Source organism: Gemmiger formicilis, from assembly GCF_018784445.1.
Taxonomy (GTDB): Bacteria; Bacillota; Clostridia; order Oscillospirales; family Ruminococcaceae; genus Gemmiger.
In genome coordinates this window covers 102,487-120,078 of sequence record NZ_WQOH01000004.1, presented here as the reverse complement: position 1 = coordinate 120,078, position 17,592 = coordinate 102,487, and the positions used below count along the sequence as shown (strand labels likewise).

Here is a 17,592-nt window from a genome sequence, read left to right as displayed (position 1 = left end):
AGACGCCATGAAAGCATCTGTTATCATCCCGAATCTGAACGGCGCGGGCTGGCTGCGGGATTCCATCGAGTCGGTCTGGGCACAGACCGAGCAGGACTTTGAGCTGATCGTCATTGACAACGGCTCCAAAGACGAGAGCCTGGAAATTGCCCGCAGCTACCGCGGCCGTGACCGCTACACACTGATTGAGAACGCCGAGAACACCGGATTTTCCCACGCAGTCAACCAGGGCATTGCGATTGCCAAGGGCGAGTACGCGGTGCTGTTCAACAACGACGCCTTTGCCGAGCCGGATTGGCTGGCGGAGCTTATCAGGACCGCTGACGCCGACCCGAAGATTTTTGCCGTCAGCAGCCTGATGCTGCGCTTTTATGAGCCGGAGCTGGTTGACGACGCGGGCGATTATGTGACAATTTTGGGTTTTGCCTGCAAGCGCGGCGACGGCCTGAAAGCCAGCCGCTACACCAAGCCCTGCCGCATTTTCAGTGCCTGCGGCGGTGCGGCGCTCTACCGCAAATCGATTTTGGACGAAATCGGCGTATTTGACGAACTGTTTTTCGCCTACTATGAGGATGTTGACCTGAGCTGGCGCGCGAACAGCCTGGGCTACAAGAACGTCTACTGCCCCACGGCCAAGTGCCGCCACATCTGCGGCGCGACGACCGGTGCGGTGCGGTACAATCCGTTCAAGAGCATCCAGAGCGGGCGCAACAGTATTTTGCTGCCCTACAAAAACCAGCCGCTTTTGATGCTGGTCATCAACTTTATCCCGATGCTGCTGGGGTATCTGCTGAAGGTTTTGATGTTCCGACTGCGCGGGTTCGGCAATGACTACGCCAAGGGTTTTCACGAAGCCTGGGTCGCCCTGCCGAAGATACAGAAGCCGAAGTTCCGCTGGCGCAACCTGCCCAACTATTTTTGGGTGGAGGGCAGTCTGATCGTCGGGCTGTTCCGATATATTGTGTATCGGGTGCAGCGGGCGCTGAAGATTACCTGACAGGGGGATTCAGGCTTTGCCCGCGGGGCGTCGAGGACGCCGCCCCCTACAACGCAACACAATAAAACACCTGCTGACCGGTCACACGCATACCGGTCAGCAGGTGCTTATTTTTTACGCTTTAATCCTCATCTGCAAAGTTGCCCAGCGCCTTGGCCTTCTCGATGACTTTGCTCTCGAGCATCTGGGGCAGGGTCTCGTACCGCACGAACTCGAACGTGTAGTACCCGCGGCCCTGGGTCAGCTGACGCAGGAAGGTGGTGAAATCCTGCATCTCGGCCATGGGCACTTCCGCCTCAACGACCTGCAGGCCGTCGTCATCGGGGTTCATGCCCAGCACGCGGCCGCGGCGCTTCGTGACTTCGCCCATGATATCGCCGGTGTTGTCCGCCGGGACATGAGCTTTCAGTGTGCCGATGGGCTCCAGCAGGACAGGGCCGGCCTCGGGGATAGCAGCCTTGTAGGCCAGCTTAGCGGCCATGATGAACGCCATTTCGCTGGAATCGACCGGGTGATAGCTGCCGTCCAGCAGGGTAGCCTTCATGCCGACCATCGGATAACCGGCCAGCACACCGTGCTCGGCCGCCTGGCGCACGCCCTTTTCAACAGCGGGGAAGAAGTTCTTCGGCACGCTGCCGCCGAACACGTTCTCGGCAAACTCAATGGCCTCGCCCTGCACAGGCTCGAACTGGATCCAGACGTCGCCGAACTGGCCGTGGCCGCCGGTCTGTTTCTTGTGGCGGCCCTGGGCCTTGCAGCTCTTGCGGATAGACTCGCGGTAAGGCACGCGCGGGGTCTCCAGCGTGATCTCCACGCCAAACTTATTCTTCAGCTTGGCAAGGGCCACTTCCAAGTGCTGGGTGCCCAGGCCGCTGATGATCTGCTGCTTCGTCTCGGGATCGACCTCAAATTTGATAGACGGGTCCTCCTCGATGAGGCGGGTCAGCGCACCGCCGACCTTGCCCTCGTCGCCCTTCTTGGCGACCTTGACGGCCATGCGGTAGCAGCTGATGGGGTAGACCGGCGCGGGCAGCGCGACGACGCGGGCCGGGTCGCAGAGGGTATCGCCGGTCTTGGCGGTAGCCAGCTTGGCGACCGCGCCGATGTCACCGGCAGCGATCTCGGGGGTGTCGGTCTGCTTTTTGCCGCAGACAGTCAGCGTCTTGCCCAGGCGCTCCGGCTGGCCGGTGCGGGCGTTGATGGCGTTGCTGGTGGCGGTCAGCTTGCCGGACAGAACCTTAATAAAGCTCAGCTTGCCGACGAAGGGATCCGCCACAGTCTTGAACACGTAGGCGCACAGCGGGGCAGCGGGGTCGGCGGTGATCTCCACCGGTTCGCCGTTCGCCTCACCCACAGCGGAGGCGGTATCCGCGCCGGGCAGCAGCACGTTCATGTTATAAATCAGCATATCCAGTGCCTGGCCGTTGACGGCAGAGCCGCAGAACACAGGGGTAATTTGCCCGCTGCGCACGCCTGCGGCCATGCCCTGGACGATCTCCTCGGTGGTGAAGGCCTCGCCCTCGAAGAATTTCTCCATCAGGGCCTCGTCGGTTTCGGCGATGGCCTCGCTCATGGCCTGGATCAGGCCCTCAAAGCGGTGGCCGATATCAGGCACGTCGATCTGAATCTGCTTGCCGCCCTCGTACTTGAAGGCCTTCTGGCTGAACAGGTTGATGTAGGCGACAGTACCGTCGTCCAGACGGACCGGCACAACGCAGGGGCAGACACTGGGGCCGAACTTAATTTTCATCTGCTCCAGAATCTTGAAGTAGTCGGCGTTCTCTAAGTCGGTCTTGGTGACAAAAATCATCCGCGCCTTGTTGTTTTTCAGCGCCATCTGGTAGGCTTTCTCGGCACCGACGGTGACACCGGAACGGCCGGAAACACAAATCAGCACGCTCTCGGCAGCCATGATGCCCTCGGCAGCGCCGGTCTCAAAGTCAAACAGACCCGGTGCGTCGATCAGGTTGTACTTGACACCCTCGAACTCAACCGGCACGACGCTGGAATTCAGCGATGCCTTGCGGCGGATCTCCTCGGGGTCAAAGTCGCTGGCGGTGGTGCCGTCCTCGACGCGGCCCATACGCTCGGTCGCGCCGCTCATGTACAGCAGCGCCTCGGTCAGCGTCGTTTTGCCGCAGCCGGCGTGGCCGGCCACCAGAATGTTGCGGATGTCTTTGCTTGCGTAGCCCATGGATCGTCAAACCTCTTTTCGCGCCGGGGCATTTCCAACTGCCCTGCGGCGTAGATATTCTTTGCGGCGGAGCGATTTTTGAACACTCCCGCCTGTTTGATACTACTTTACCACATTATCATGGAAATTTAAACAGTTTTTTCGGATTTTTTGTAAAAAATTTTAGGCAAAAGATTGTGGAAGGTGTAAAAAATCAAAAAAAGCCGCCCAGCCGCGAAACTTTTTTGCGGCTGGGCGGAAATATTTTACTGTTTTTTGCTTCGCTTGCGGCGGGCACGGCCGCCGTCGGGCTTGACTTCGGGCACGTACAGGCTGTAGCTGAGCAGGTAACGGCCATGAGCGGGCACACGGTAGAACGACGCCTTGATGCGTTCCAGCGGGCTGGACCCGGTCTCGGCGGCACTGCCGCACAGCATGATGACATACTGCGTCTCGGTATAGCGGGCGGCCACATCGCACTGGCGCAGGCTCGTGTGGATGAGCTCGCCCAACTGGTCCACCATCGTGGAGGTCTCGTCGGGTTCGGCATCCTGGCCGGGGGCCACCGTCATGATTGCCAGGAACACCGGCAGGCCGTAGCGGGCCTGCACGCCGCGCTGCACGCGGTAGGCTTCTTTGAATGTCTCGAAGTCGCAGATGCAGGCCCCGGCGTTCTCGGTGTCGGGCAGAGCAGCCACCAGCTTGGCGACCTCGCCTTCCATATTGCGGTCAGCCTGGCGCATCTGGCGGTAAGCTGAACCGGCGCGGCCCGGCTCAATGGCATGGTGCAGGCAGCCCATGGCAGTACCGCGGCGGGCCAGTTTCTGGGCTTCGTTATGGCGGCCCAGGGCTTCCAGCGCGACGATTTCTTCCAGATACAGGCGCTCCTCGTAGGGGTCCAGTTCCAGGGCGTGGTTGCACAGCGAGATGATGCGGGTGCTTTCGCCCCACTTTTTGCAGAGCTCCAGCAGGCTCAACATGGCGGTGCGATACTGGCCATGCAGCCGCACGCTGACGCCCTCGACCCACTGCTCGGACGCAGACTGGGGCAGCAGGCGGCCGCGGTACAGATCAACGATCTGCTCATACAGCTTAGCGCGTTTTTCGGGGTCCTCCTCGCGGCGGGCCTGCTCGGACAGGTCGCCGACTCGGAACACATCCACGGTGCAGTCCAGGTGGGGGTTCCACTGGTAGCAGCCGCGGCTGGTCAGGATGCAGTTTCGCAGCTCGTCCAAGCCCTCGGCCTCGATCATATTGCGGAAACGGTGCAGGATGGCACGCAGCGCCATATCCGGGTTACTGGACCGTTCCCCCGCCCACAGCGTATCGGTGAGGACTTTATGGGTTACGCGCTCACCCCGCTGCAGCACCAGATACTGCACCAGCGCGGTAGTCTTACGCGACTGCCCCAGCACCGCCAATACCGGTTTGCCGTTGACGCGAATCTCGAAATCGCCCAACATTCTGATTTCAATGGTTGCCATCATGTCCCCCTCTTTATTTTGGCAGCGACCTGCTGCACGTCTCTATGTTTCATAGTATAACAAGCCGTCCGGCATTTGTCCAGTGCTTTGTCACATTTTGTTATAATATGGCAAAAAATCTCTTATCGCTCTGAGGATGCCTTCCCGTTCCAGGTGCCGGGCGCGTACAAAATCACCGGTTCGCCGGGCAGCGGCACAATGGCCTTTTGGGTACACAGGGGGACATCATTGCCGCTGCTGTCCCGCTTGGCTACTGTGATGACCACCGTCATCGCCGTGATGCGCGGGGTGTCGGTGTCGTTTTCCTGTGCCCAGCTGCGGGCGTAAAAGTGCAGGTCGCTGATGTACAGCCCCATGTAGGATTCCTTCGGGTAGGCGGTGGTGTAGGCGTAGGCGATCTTCTCGCCGTCCTTCTTGTGCAGGGGGGCGAAATCACTCTGCTCCTGCTGGTAAAACCGCATATGCAGGTAGCCGTTCAGTTCCTCGGCCTGGGCCTGGGTCAACAAGTCCTTGCCCTTGCTGTTTTTCAGTGCGGGTACAAGGTCCTTGTCGATCAGCTCCACATGGTTCGGGTAGACGCTGAATTCCAGCGCCGTGCCGTCGCTGTAACTGGTCTGGGCGTCAAACACGCTGTCCGGATTTGCGCTGTCCGTCGCGCCGTTTGTAAAGCGGATATAGCCGTTGGCGTCCAGCACCTCGCCGCGTATCGTCTCGATGAGGGCATCGGCCAGATTCTGGGCGCGGGTCTGCAGCTGGATATCCCGGTAGGCCTGGGCGCTGGGGCGTATCAGCGTGACCGCCGCCAGCGTCAGGATGGACAGCAGCACCATACAGACGATCAGCTCCACCAGCGTGGTGCCGCGCTTGTTTTGCAGCTGCTTCATGGCGTTGCCTCCCCTGCCTCCTTGGCGTAACGGTGGAAGGTGTGCGTCTCGGTGGTGGGCGTGCCGCCGTTCTCGCTCACTTCGGCTTGGGTCTCCACCTGGTCCAGTTCCACACCGTCCACGGTGAACGCCCCGGCCCCCGCGCCCGCGCTGAAGGTAAAGCTCTGCCCGGTTTTTTCGGTCTGCCAGGCGGGGGTCTGTTTTTCCTGCGGGTACAGCCCGGCGCAGAAAGCGTAGGCCGTCTCCCGCAGCGTCTCGGCCTTTTGGGACATGGCCCGGGCGTACCGCAGCGACACCACAAACATGGCTGTGAACATCAACAGCAGCATAAAGGAGACGATGACCTCGACAATAGTCTCGCCGCGCTGATTTTGCAATTTGTGTTTCATGGCGGCTCACTCCTGTGCTGTGCTGGTGCTCTGGCGGGCACCGCGGGTGTAGTGGATGGTGGACTTATCCGGGTTGGTGGTGTCAAAGTGGGGCACAATGATTCGCTCTGCGTCCTCCGGTTTAATATTGATACTCGACAAACCGGGGCTGGCAAAGGTGTTTGTGCCCTTGCTCCATGTGTAAACCGTCGTACTATCGTCAAATGTGTAGCCAGACACCGGGTAGTGTACCTGCCGGTCATAGGTCACGGTATAGGCGAAGCTCTCCCCCGCCTTGGTGGCGGTGACGGTCACGTCCAGCTGCAGATCGGTCAGCAGGTAGTCGTTGCTCTGCCAGCTGGTCAGTTGGTCGCGCCAGCCGCTTTTGGTGCTGACGGACTGGCCCACGCCGCTCAGGTTCAGCTTTTCAGCGTCCTCGCCCGGGCGGCGGCGCAGCGTGACGGTGATTTCCTCCGCACCGCTCGTGTCGGCATCGGCCGCTTTCCATGTGTAGGAGTAGGGCTGCGAGGGGCTGCCGTAGATATCGCCGCCGTAGGCCGTGGAGGTCATGAAGCTGTCATTCACGAACGCGGCGAAGGAGCTTGTGGGGGTGTTCAGTTCCCCTTCCAGCACGTCGGAAAAACTCGTGGCCAGCTGGTAGGCCTCCTGCTCCAAAAGCTGGCGGTTGGCGTTGGCCGTCAACACGGACGCCGCGTACACCAGTGCCGCAGACAGGGCCACAAACAAGGCACCGATGCAGAGCACCAGAATCATCGAAAGGCCCTGCTGGTCCCGCAGGATATCGCGTGCTTTTCGGCGCATGATGCCACCTCCTTTGTTGTAGTTTACCCGGCCTTGTCGGTCAGCTCCACGGGCTGGGGCGCGTTTTGCGGCTCTGCGGGCGTTTCGGTCGGTTGTGTGGTTTCGGTGTTTTCGTCGGGCGTCGGCTCTTCTGCAATCAGCTCGACGGTCTGGGTCTAGTCGCCGATTTTTACAGCCTCGGCGTCTGGTGTGCCCACGGTCTTGCCGTCGGCCTTGGAGTGAGCCATCGTCTCGACCTGGATGCTGGTGGTAAACTTTTGCAGGGCATCGCCGCTGGTGAGCACATTGGCCATATCGGGCAGCAATACGCGGTAAGCGGGTTCGCCGTTGTCGTTTTCCACGACCTCCAGCTCGGCCACAACGCTGACCTGATAGTACGGTTTCGCGTTGTCGTCCTGCGTTACACAGCCACGGAGCCATTCCGGCTTGCTTTCCCAGTGGTCAACATCCGTCGTGTCCTCTTGGAACACAGGCATCACGCTCAGGTCGTACCAGGTGCGGGTCACATTGCCGTCGGCGTCAGTCACGTTCTGCGGGGTAAGTTCGGTCGTGTACGCCGTGTTGTTTATCGTGACAGTCTTTTTTACCTGCCTGATTTCGCCGCGCGAGTGTAGCGTCGTGTTGCCGTCAGCGTCTTTCGTCTCGGTATCGGCATCATAGGTCCACATTTCAATCGTGTAGGCAGTGCCACTCACCGGTGTCACCGTGAACTTATAATAGTCGGTCAGGTTGCTGACCCTGCCATCGTCCGACGTGCCTGTGGACGGATAACGGTTGGCCGCTTGCCATTGTACCGCAAAGCGGTTTAGCGTTATTTCGTCAGTTTTGCCGGTAGTGCTCGTGTAGGCATCACTGTCGTACAAATCGACCGTATAATCCACCCCCACCGCGGTCAGGCCTGCATCCGGGGCGTCCAACTGAATGGCGGGCAGCTGCATATCTTCCGGCTTGCCCGTATAGTCGCCCACATAGTAGTACCAGTTGGAGGATTCCATGCCGCTGCTGGTCTCTGCCATAGCGCGCAGGGCGGGCAGCAGGTAGTAGCGGGAATACTCGGGCTTCATGGTAAAGCCGTTACTCAGGTTGTAGGCCGCGCTGTTGCCGCTGCCGTCGGCGGGCGTGCCGCCGCCGCTCTGCCGGTCACTTTCGGGGATGATGCAGATGGCGTCACCGTTTTTAAGCATGGCATCCAGCGCAGTCTGCAATGCAGCCAGCTTGTCTGCCTTATCCTTGCCCAAGGCAGCGGTAGTTTGCCAGTCATTTGCCAATGCAGCAATCGTCTGATAGTTAGCCTTCTCTTTAAACAGATAGCCGGTAAAGAAGTAGCTGCTGGCCGTGCTGCCGTTGACCGTCATTTGCAGCGTTTCGCCATTCAGGAACTCCGCCTGGCTGGGCGCAGCCGGGGCAAAGGCCGCACTGCTCACCGTCGGGGCCGCCACGCGGGACTTCACAGCCTGCGGGTCGCAGAGTGCACCGTCCGGGCTGTCAAAGCCGGTGGTGTCGCCCGCCGCACGGTTGGCAATAACGTAGAAGCGCAGTTCCTGGCCCTGGTACTGCTCCATGTCGATTTCGGTCTGGGTGCCTGTGATATTCTCCCAGGTCTCCACGGTTTCCCAGGTGGTATCGGCGTTCTGGCGCTGGGCGTACAGGGTGTAATGATCCGCACCCACGACCGCAGGCCAGTTGATGCTGTATGTCAGTGCATCGGCGCTGTTTTCGTCATACAGGCGGGTAAATCCGCCGGGGGCGTCGGGGGCATCCAGCCGGGTGTTGACGGCGTAGCTCTGCTCGTCCGCCAGGCCGATCTGCGCGTTCGTGTCGGACACGCGGGCCACATGGAGAATGACGTTATTGTACTTCCAGCTCTTGCTGCCCTCGGCCAGGTCGTCGTCCACGCAGAGCTCCAGCGTGTAGCGGCCTGCATTGTCAAACTTGACTCTGTCAGCCAAATCCACGCCGCTTGCCAGGCGGATGGTCTCCTGCTTGCCGTCGGCCTGCACGCCGTACAGTTCGATGGTGTACTTTTGCACTGTTGTATCCGGTATCGTGCCGTCGGTGGTCTGGGTCCAGCTAAAGGTATAGTACAGCTTGTTTTCGGCGGTACGCACTTCTTCCTTCGTCAGCTGCTCGTCCAGCTTCGGGGCTTGCAGGGTGGTTACGCCGGTCTGCAGTGTCTTGACCTGACTGGGGGCAAGGACATCGTTATAGGATTTGTCTTTGTCGTTGGTATTGTACGCCTTGCCTACAAAGTACAGCGCGGTCATATGGGCGTACTCGTAGCCGTCGCCGCCTGCCTTGCGCACGATTTCCAGGCCGTCATAGTAGGCGACCGGGTCTGTGCCGCGCTGGGCAATCGCTGCCGTGACTTCGTCTTCGGTAGCTGCCCAACGGCTGTACGAGGGGCCGATGCCGCTTTCGACAGGAGCCGCGACGATTTTCAAATCCTCGTAGTCGCTGGTGAAGGCTTCCTTCGGCAGATTGCGGAAGGTCACGGTGGTGGCCGCAGCCCCAACGCGGGTCTGCTGCGCGGCCAGCGTGATATACTGGCCTGTCAGGCTTGTGCCGCTGGCCGTCGTCTCACTGTCGCCGACGTATTTGCCGACGAGCATGACGCGGTAGATGGGCTGGGCTTCCTGCATCTTGTTATCATCCCGCTTAAACGGTGCATAGGACAAATTCAGGCTGATAGTCAGGTCATTGACCGTCGTTCCTGTAACAGTCGGATTTGTGACGGTCACATTGCCCTTAGCCGCCAGGCCGGTGTTCCACTCATTGTTCTTATCCGGATTTGTAAAGGGGCCTGCAATGGCGGTACGCTCGCTGAACTGTTCCGACCGCATGAACGGCGCTGTGCTGGTACTCGGGTTAGCAATAGCAGTCAGGGTTCTGATATTGTCCAAGCCGTCGGTGATGGTCTGCTCACTCTTGCCTTTGCTAAAGCTGCCGGAGCTGCCGCCCACATAATTAAAATCAACTTTCCACTGGTCATTGGCGATTCTGACATATTCGTCATAGTTTGTCAGCACAACTGTCTGATAGTATATGTTGCCCGTGCCGGTACGCTTGAGCCGTACTTCAATTTCCGGCTTGGGCAGTGTCTGGGCGAAGGTCTGCACCGCAGAATCGCGGGATGTACCGCCGCCCTTGCTGTTCACGGGGGTAATGCGCACGACAAAGTTGCCGGTCCAGCCGTCGCGGTCCGGGTCGTTATCAAAGGTGTACTTCGTCTCGTAGACCATGGCCGTGTGTATGGGGGTGGCATCGGTCACATTGCCGCTTGCGTCGGTCTTGTACACCTCCAGCTTATAGTACATGGCCGGGCCGTGGGCGGCGTCCTGCTTGGGGGCAGTCCAGCTTACGAGATAGCGGCCATACACTGCACCGGTGCCGTCCTTAGTCTCCTCACTGCGCTGGATCGTGATGGATTCGGGTATCTGGTTCGGTTCATTGGCCTCCAACACATACTTATAATAATTTTGGATGACTTCATCGGTAATATCGCCATTGCTGGGGATGTTCTGGCCGCTTGAGCCCTTGATACTGTCGTTTGTCTCGGTAAAACGGAGCAGGATATTGCCCAACACATCGCCATCTTTTGTTTCCACTGTACGCTTCCATGTATCCGTTACATGGATATAAGCCGTGTTGTAGACAACCCGGGACAGGTCATACGTTGTGTTATCATTCGTATTGTTTGGCACCGCCAGCATGGCAAAATAGCTGTCGTCTGTGGTGTCTTTGCCCAGGTTCAAACGCCGACCGCCGCAGTTTTTGGTTTCCGCGCTTTCCTTAAAGCGGCTGTCTGCACCAGACCATGTAAAGTTTATCAAATTGGTACTTGTGTGACCCAACCAGCGTTCATTCCAGGCTTGCGCGTTCCAAGCGCTCTTGCCACCCTTACTATATGCGTCAATATAATAGTTATTTGAACCCTTGATGTTCTCTACGGCACCAACGGGACTGTCATAGGCCAGCGGGTGCCAGTTATCACCGCCTACCAGCGAGAAGCAGTTGTTCAGCGTCGTAGGCTGCGTACTTCTGCCGCCGCCGCCACGGCTGCCGACGATGCCGACTATGTAGCCGGCGCTGGCGCTCATATTCGTACAATAGTTGCGGCAGCGGTCAATATTGACGATAACATTATCGATTGTAGAGCCGCGCGTATCCCACGGCCCCAGATAACCGAAAATACCAACCGCCATAGACTGTGCTTTGATTTCAACCGTACTGCCATTGACACAGTCGTATACATTGATGGTCATGGGGTCGGTCTTATCTGCCATCTGCACCTTGCCAAAGATACCGCCGATATCGTTCGCACTTTTATTATTCGTTCCCTTCATTGAGCCATGGTTCTGGCAGTGCAGGATATTGGCGGAGGTATTCTTGACAGGCGCATCAAAGTAGCCCGCGATACCGCCCATGGTGCCGCAGCTGTCCCAATTATCATTCATATTTGTCAGCAGGTCGCCGAAGTTGAAGCTGTACTCGATCGTGCCGCCATAGTCCGTCCAGTAGGAGACGATGCCGCCGATGTTGTTGGAACGGCTGTTGTAGACCGTGCCGTAGTTGACGCACTTGCTCAGCGCCCACAGGTCGTCGCGGTCGTTACCCTGGTGGCCGATGATGCCGCCGACATGGACCTCAATGCGCGTGGCCTTAGCGCTAGTATATTCATTTGTCGTGTTATCATCATTTTTTTGGGAGCTGAGCCGTGTATACCGGCGCACCGCCGCGCAGTTGACCAGCGTGGTCAGGTCTTTGCTGGAAATATTGGTGCCGACAATGCCGCCGATGGTGGATGTCTTGCTGATGTTATCGCCGTAGACAAACCAACGGCCGGTAGCGCTGTCGGTGATTGCCCCCGTCACTGAGTTATAGCCGGTGATGCCGCCCAGGTAGCCGCTGCCGCGCTGGCTGTCATTGTTATCCACATTATTATTGCCGCGCAGCACGACGGTCAGGTCGTTGGCAGCCAGGCCCGCCTTGGTGGTGGTCGTCGTCCCCCACCGGCCGCCGGAGGTGGTCGTTTTGTTCTCGGTCAGGTACACACTGCCATAGCCGTAATCATGAGCGCCCACGGTATCCACACCTTTAAAGCCGGTGTAAGTACCGTCCGTCTTTGTCAGTTCGGCCACCATGGCGTTGATGCCTGTGTTGGCGTCGTCGGTGTTCAGGGGGAGCCACTCGTTGTTGACCTTGCTGACAAGCGCCTGCGCCTGCTGGCTGCCGCTGTTTGTGATGCTGCCGCTGTTGGAGCCTGCCACGCCGCCCACAAAGCCGTACCTCGCCGCAATGATGCTCTTGCCGTTTGCGTCGGTCGCCACATAGCTGGCGCTGATGGTGCCGTTGTTGCGGCCCGCAATGCCGCCCACGTGGGTGGCATTGTCCAGCTTCTGCGCGTCGGTCTGCAAAGAGCTTACGTTGTTGGAGCCGCGCGCCTGCAATACGATGGCCGGGACCGCGCAGCTCTGCACCGTGCCGTTGTTGACACCCGCAATGCCGCCGATGGTGTTGCCGTTCCTGCTGGCCGCGCCCCAGGCAAAATCGCCGTCAGCCTTGGCGCCGGCCAGGCCCAGCGTGCCCTGATAGGTACACGTATCCAGGGTACCGTCGTTTTGGCCTGCGACGCCGCCCAAATTCTGATATCGTTCCAGTTTGTCGCCCTCGGTCACGCTGAGGGTGACGTTAGTGCCCTTGACCTTGCCCGCGTTGCTGCCCACTGCGCCGCCCAGGGTGACGAGGTTTGCGTTGACGGTCAGGCCGTTTAAGTCCAGTGCTCCCGCGTTGACGGCGGCGTTTTCAATCCATGCCGCGTCGGTCGCGCTCTCGCCCGGCTCATTGCGGCCCGCAATGCCGCCCACGATGGTGGCCGGGCCGTTGAGGTGCACCTTGGCGTCCTGCGCCACCGCCGTGCCGCGGATGATGCCGCCCTTGCGGTTGTAGGTCGCCACCGCGCCGATGGTGCCGCTGGTAAAGTTGATGGTACCGCCGCGGACCGTGCCGTTCTCGATCAGGCCGCTGTTCTCCGATGCAAAGCCGCCCGCCGCGCCGTTGGCGGCGGTGACGGTGGCCCCCGCCGTAATTTCCGCATTGCGGATGGCCGCACCCGCCGCGTTGGTGCCCGCGATGCCGCCCGCCACGCCGTTGGTGGCGTAGACTTCGCGGTTCGTATCCCGGCAGCCGTCAATGACGCCGCCCGCCGCGTTCTGGCCCGCAATGCCGCCCGCCAGCGTATCGTTGGCGCGCACCGGGGCCTGGTTGTTGACATTGCGGATATCGGCATAGTTGATGCCCGCAGCACCGCCCGCGTAGGTCGCAGCCGTGACCTGGGCCATCGGCACGCCGCCGGTGATAAGGCCCCGCGTGCTGCCCCGGGCGTTGTTGCTGCCCGCGATGCCGCCTGCGTAGGTCGTAGCCGTGACGGTGAAGTTCAGCTGGGTAGTGCTGCCCAGCGTGATGGTGCCGCAGTTGACACCTGCCACACCGCCCGCGCAGTAGGTAGCGACCACCGATGCGGCGGGGGTAGCGGCCTGGTCATACGTGACCGCCGCGCCGCTCATGTTGATGCCCGCGATACCGCCGATGACCTGATTGCCGCGCAGCACAACGCCCTGATCCGGAGCCGCGTTGGCGATGCTGCGGGTGTTGACGCCCGCGATGCCGCCCAGGTACAGGTAGCCCGCCTGCTGGCTGCCCAGCGAAGCGCAGGTCATGCCGCCGCTGATCGTGCCGTCGTTCCAGCCGGTCAGGCCGCCCGCCGCGCAGGCGTGGGCAATGTTGCCGTAGCTCGTACAGTTTTCCAGCGTGGTATTTTTGGCGGCAAAGCCGATGATGCCGCCCGCCAGGTAGCCGCGCGTCTCGCCGAACTCGTAGTTCTGGTTCAGGCTCAGCAGCTTGACGCCCTGGTACAGCCGGTGGGCTGTGTCGTCGGTGCCCATGCTCAGACCGCCGACGGCCAGCGCGTTGCTGCTGCTGCCGTTGACGGCATTGCGGATGGTCAGATTCGTCGCTGCATCGTTATAGCCAAGGATGCCGCCGACGTAGGCGTTGGCCTCGAGGTTGAAGGTATTGGTGAAGTTTTCAAGGCAGACCGCTGCGCCGCTGCTGGTCACGGCCGTGCTGTCGGTCAGCACATTGTCGTCGCTGAAGGTGGGCAGCATGGCCGCATAGGTCACGCTCTGCGGCAGGGCTGCCAGCAGGCGGTTGTAGCCGATGATGCCGCCCGCCACGCCGTCCGCGCGGACACGGCCCGCCGTGACCGTGGTGGTCAGTGCGCCCGCCTTGCCGAGGGTGTCCTGCACGGTGAAGCTGCCCACCGGCATATTTGCGCCGATGACGCCGCCGACAAAGTGGGCGCCCTCGACGCGGGTAGCCTCCACGGTGGCGGTGGGCAGGACGGGTGCGGTGTTCAGGCCGATCATGCCGCCCACGGCGTCACCGTCGGCCACGATCTGGCCGCGGATAGTCAGGGGCTTGCCGCTGGTGTTGGTGATGGCAGCGTTCACATCGTTGTAGCCCGCCAGGCCGCCGACGAAGGTGTCGCCGTACAAGATCGCGCCCAGCGTCGGGGTGCCGTACCGGTCCCAGGTCACGCTGCCCTTGGTGCCGTTATAGCCCACCAGGCCGCCCACATAATTGGCATACTCGGTGATGCCCGCGTGGGTGCTCAATGCCTGCAAAAGGCGGATGCGGCGGCTGTCGGTGGCATTGTCGCCGGACATACTGTTGGTGCAGTTGATAAGTTGCGCTTTTTCGGCCTGGGCGGCGCCGTCCGCGCCCCAGGTGGCGTCGTTGACACCGACGATGCCGCCGACGTAGGCTGCATTTTTGCCCAGGCCCGCAACGAGGCCGCTGTTGGTGCTGGTCTGGATGATGCTGCCGCTTCCGTTGACCGACACGATGCCGCCCACATAGCGGTTGCCGAACACATCACTGGTGTTGGCGGCGCTGTCTGCGTGGAGCGTGCTGCCGGTGAAGCCGCCCGCCAGGCCGCCGACAAAGCGGCTGCCCAGGACATAGCCTTTCTCGGTGCGGCTGTTCTGCAGCAGGATATTTTTGCCAAAGCCCACAAGGCCGCCGACGAAATCGCCCTTGAGGGGGCTGTTGTCGTTCAGCGTGCCGTCGCTGGCGTAGCCTGCATCCACCTGACTGCGCAGGTCGGTCTCGGTCATCGTACCGCGGGCAGTGCCGGTGCAGTTGGCCAGCACGACATCCTGGGTGTAGCCCGCAATGCCGCCGAAGAACTGGCCCAGCACCAGGCTGTGCTCGGTCTTAGTGTTGTCGCCCTGATAGTTCACGCCCGCGCTGACCGTGCCGGTGCTGGCGAGCCTGTTTACGATTGTCTTTATCGTGCCGTCGGCGGCGGTATCGGTGCTGTACAGGTTGCCCGCAATGCCGCCCACAAAGCCGCTGCCGGTGACATTGGCCGCGTTGGCAATGACCGTTTTATCGTCGGTTTTCAGGTTAGCCGCGTCCAGCGTGCCGAACACGCCGCCCACGCCGACACTGCGCCAGCGGGTGGGCGTTTTCGTGTCGTCCGTGTCGGCAGCCGCGGCGGTATAGCGGGCCTTTTCCCCTGCTTCGCCGGGTTCGTCGGTGGTGTCAGTGGTATCGTCGTCCACCAGCAGGCCCGCCACCGTAACGTTCTCGCCCACGGTCAGGTTTTCCAGCTTGGTGCCTGCATCGTTTTTGGGTATGGCAACGCCCACGAGGCCGCCAATGCCCTGCGGCTCGTGCTCGTAGTATGTGTTCGCAGCGTCAGGGATGCGGGTCTTTTCGGTCGTATCGTCGTCAAAATGCAGCGTGGCCAGCACCTGCGCCTTGTAGGCGTTGTTGGTGCCGTGGAGCAGCGTGCAGTCCTGCAGTGTGCCGGTGTTGACGCCGCACAGCGCACCCACGGCGCGCACACCGTCGCGGCGGGCGGTGTCGCCTTCCGGCAGTTCGGCCAAGTAGGTCGTGTTCGTCAGGCGGATACCGCCCTCGGGCACGTTCTGCCCGGTGGTCAGCGCCTTGATTTCGGTGTTGACCTGCACGTCGGCGTCGCGCAGCGTAATGTGGGAGATCGTGCCGTTGTTCTCGCCCACCAGACCCACATAGCGGTCCAGCGGATTCTCATTCGTCTTGTCAACTGCCGCGACCGAATTGCCGCGCAGCTGCAAGTTGAGAATCGGCACGCGGGCCGTGCCGGCCACAGTCGTTTCGCTTTGCAGGGTGATATTTTCCCCCAGCGCGGGGATGGTGGGCCAGGCCACCGGGTCGGTCTGGCTGGGGACCTTGGCCTCGGGGTTTTTGCCCACACCCGCCGCCGTGTAGACGGTGACGCCGCCGGTCCAGTTCAGGCCGTTGGCGCCCATGCCCTGGGCTTTCAGGGTGTAGGTGGCTTTCGCATCGCCCCAGTTTTTGGTCCAGCGGACATTGTAGAGGTGGCGGAAATATTTCAGCTCTGCGTCGGTTTTGGTGCCGTCGATGGCAAACAGCGTGTTCTCGGCGTTGGAGTCCTCGCTCTTGCTGGCGGTGTAGCTGTCGGCATACTCGTCCCGCGGGGCAGCCTGCAAACGGATGATGATATTCTCCGGCTCGGCCAGCAAGCGAGTGATGCTATACAGGTCGTTGTCGGCGGTGTTTGTATCTTTCTCACAAGTGCGCAGCAGCGAGGCATCGGCCATGGCGTCCAGCGTCAGGACAAAGTTGCCCTTGTTGTAGCTCAGCGGATAGCGCAGGGTGCGCTTGGTCTCGGTCCTTGTGCCGTCGGCGCCGTAGGTGCAGACGGTGGTTTCCAATTCTGCCAGCACCTGCTGTTCGGTGTTGGGGCGCTTGATCTCGATGGAGAACAGCGGCTTCGATTCATCGGCAATTTTGTAGCCGGTCAGGCCGTTTTTCTCGGCCCGGTAGGCCACTGCCGTGTAGACAGTGTCCATGTCGGCCAGGTTGGAGTTGCCGCCCCAGTTCAGGGTCAGCGTCTCGCCGTTGGACAGGCGCGGGTTCTTGACTTTCAGCTTCGTCTGCTGCAATTCCACCACGTTGACGCGGTCCTCGGCCGAGTAGTAACCCACCAGGCTGTCATTGCGGCGGTGGTCGTAGCTGCGGTCGGTGATATCGGTTGCGTCGGCCACGCCGTCCGCGGCAAAGCGCAGCTTGTCGGAGTTCGTGTCATAGAACACCGAGTACACCTGCCCGCTGGCCCGGTCGATCTCCACGCAGATGGCGGCGCTAAACATCGAATCATCGTAGATATAATCGTCCAGCAGCCGCTGGACCAGCTCGTTCTGGCCCGTGCCGTCGGTCTTATCGTAGTACAGCGCGTAGATGCCGTTGTTCAGCTCACTGGCCGTGCGGCGGCGCACCTCATTCCCGGCGGCATCGGTGATGACAACATCATCGGTAAAGTGCGTGCCCGCCTTGCCCTGATCCTCGACATCGGCGCAGAACGCATCCAGCTCGCCCGCAGTATCCATGCGGGTCAGCGAGATTTGCGCCGCCTGGAACAGCGTGCGGGCGTTGGCCTCGTTTTTCTCAAACCGGGCCAGGCGAGTGTAGGCGATAAGGCCGCCGCCCACCAGCGCAGCCAATATGCCCATAATGGCCAGCACGACCATAAGCTCTACCATCGTAAAACCGCCGGTGCGCTTTTTGTTTTTGCGTTGATGCAGCATAGATGCTCCCTGCATATCTAAAAAAATCCTGACAGATAGACACAATAACAGACTATATATGATGTTATTATACTAAGCCTGTGACGTTTTCGCAACAAGGAAGTGCGATATTTCAAAAAATCACACTAAATATTGTGGTTTGCGGCAATATCCGCATGGATTCGGCCCATCTAGCGTTACTTTGCAACAAAAATGAGGAAATTTTGCGG

General features: G+C 60.5%; 7 protein-coding genes. 1 reads left to right on the top strand and 6 read right to left on the bottom strand.

What is annotated here, in order from left to right; translation table 11 throughout:
• The first annotated feature begins 7 nt into the window (after positions 1 to 7).
• The gene (locus GPK89_RS00790) at positions 8 to 997 is read left to right on the top strand and encodes a glycosyltransferase family 2 protein (protein ID WP_215690784.1); all 990 of its coding nucleotides are present in this window, start codon (positions 8 to 10) and stop codon (positions 995 to 997) included.
• Positions 998 to 1,118: 121 nt separating this feature from the next.
• On the opposite strand, the gene GPK89_RS00785 is transcribed toward GPK89_RS00790, so the two are convergent.
• The 6 genes from GPK89_RS00785 to GPK89_RS00760 form a co-directional block, all read right to left on the bottom strand.
• Entirely contained in the window at positions 1,119 to 3,191 is a 2,073-nt protein-coding gene (locus tag GPK89_RS00785; RefSeq protein ID WP_215690782.1) for an elongation factor G, read from the bottom strand.
• A 245-nt stretch (positions 3,192 to 3,436) separates the two neighbouring features.
• Positions 3,437 to 4,654: an AfsR/SARP family transcriptional regulator gene (locus GPK89_RS00780; protein WP_215690779.1), complete on the bottom strand. Its 1,218-nt coding sequence runs from the start codon at positions 4,652 to 4,654 to the stop codon at positions 3,437 to 3,439.
• A 122-nt stretch (positions 4,655 to 4,776) separates the two neighbouring features.
• A complete protein-coding gene (locus GPK89_RS00775; protein WP_215690777.1) occupies positions 4,777 to 5,538 on the bottom strand; it encodes a type IV pilus modification PilV family protein in 762 nt (253 codons plus the stop codon).
• Positions 5,535 to 5,927, bottom strand: coding sequence for a hypothetical protein (locus GPK89_RS00770; protein WP_215690774.1), 393 nt, complete (start codon positions 5,925 to 5,927; stop codon positions 5,535 to 5,537). The genes GPK89_RS00775 and GPK89_RS00770 overlap by 4 nt, the downstream gene beginning before the upstream one ends.
• A 6-nt stretch (positions 5,928 to 5,933) precedes the next feature.
• Entirely contained in the window at positions 5,934 to 6,728 is a 795-nt protein-coding gene (locus GPK89_RS00765) for a hypothetical protein (RefSeq protein WP_215690770.1), read from the bottom strand.
• Positions 6,729 to 6,883: 155 nt separating this feature from the next.
• Positions 6,884 to 17,383: a type II secretion system protein gene (locus GPK89_RS00760; RefSeq protein ID WP_215690767.1), complete on the bottom strand. Its 10,500-nt coding sequence runs from the start codon at positions 17,381 to 17,383 to the stop codon at positions 6,884 to 6,886.
• Positions 17,384 to 17,592: the final 209 nt, after the last annotated feature.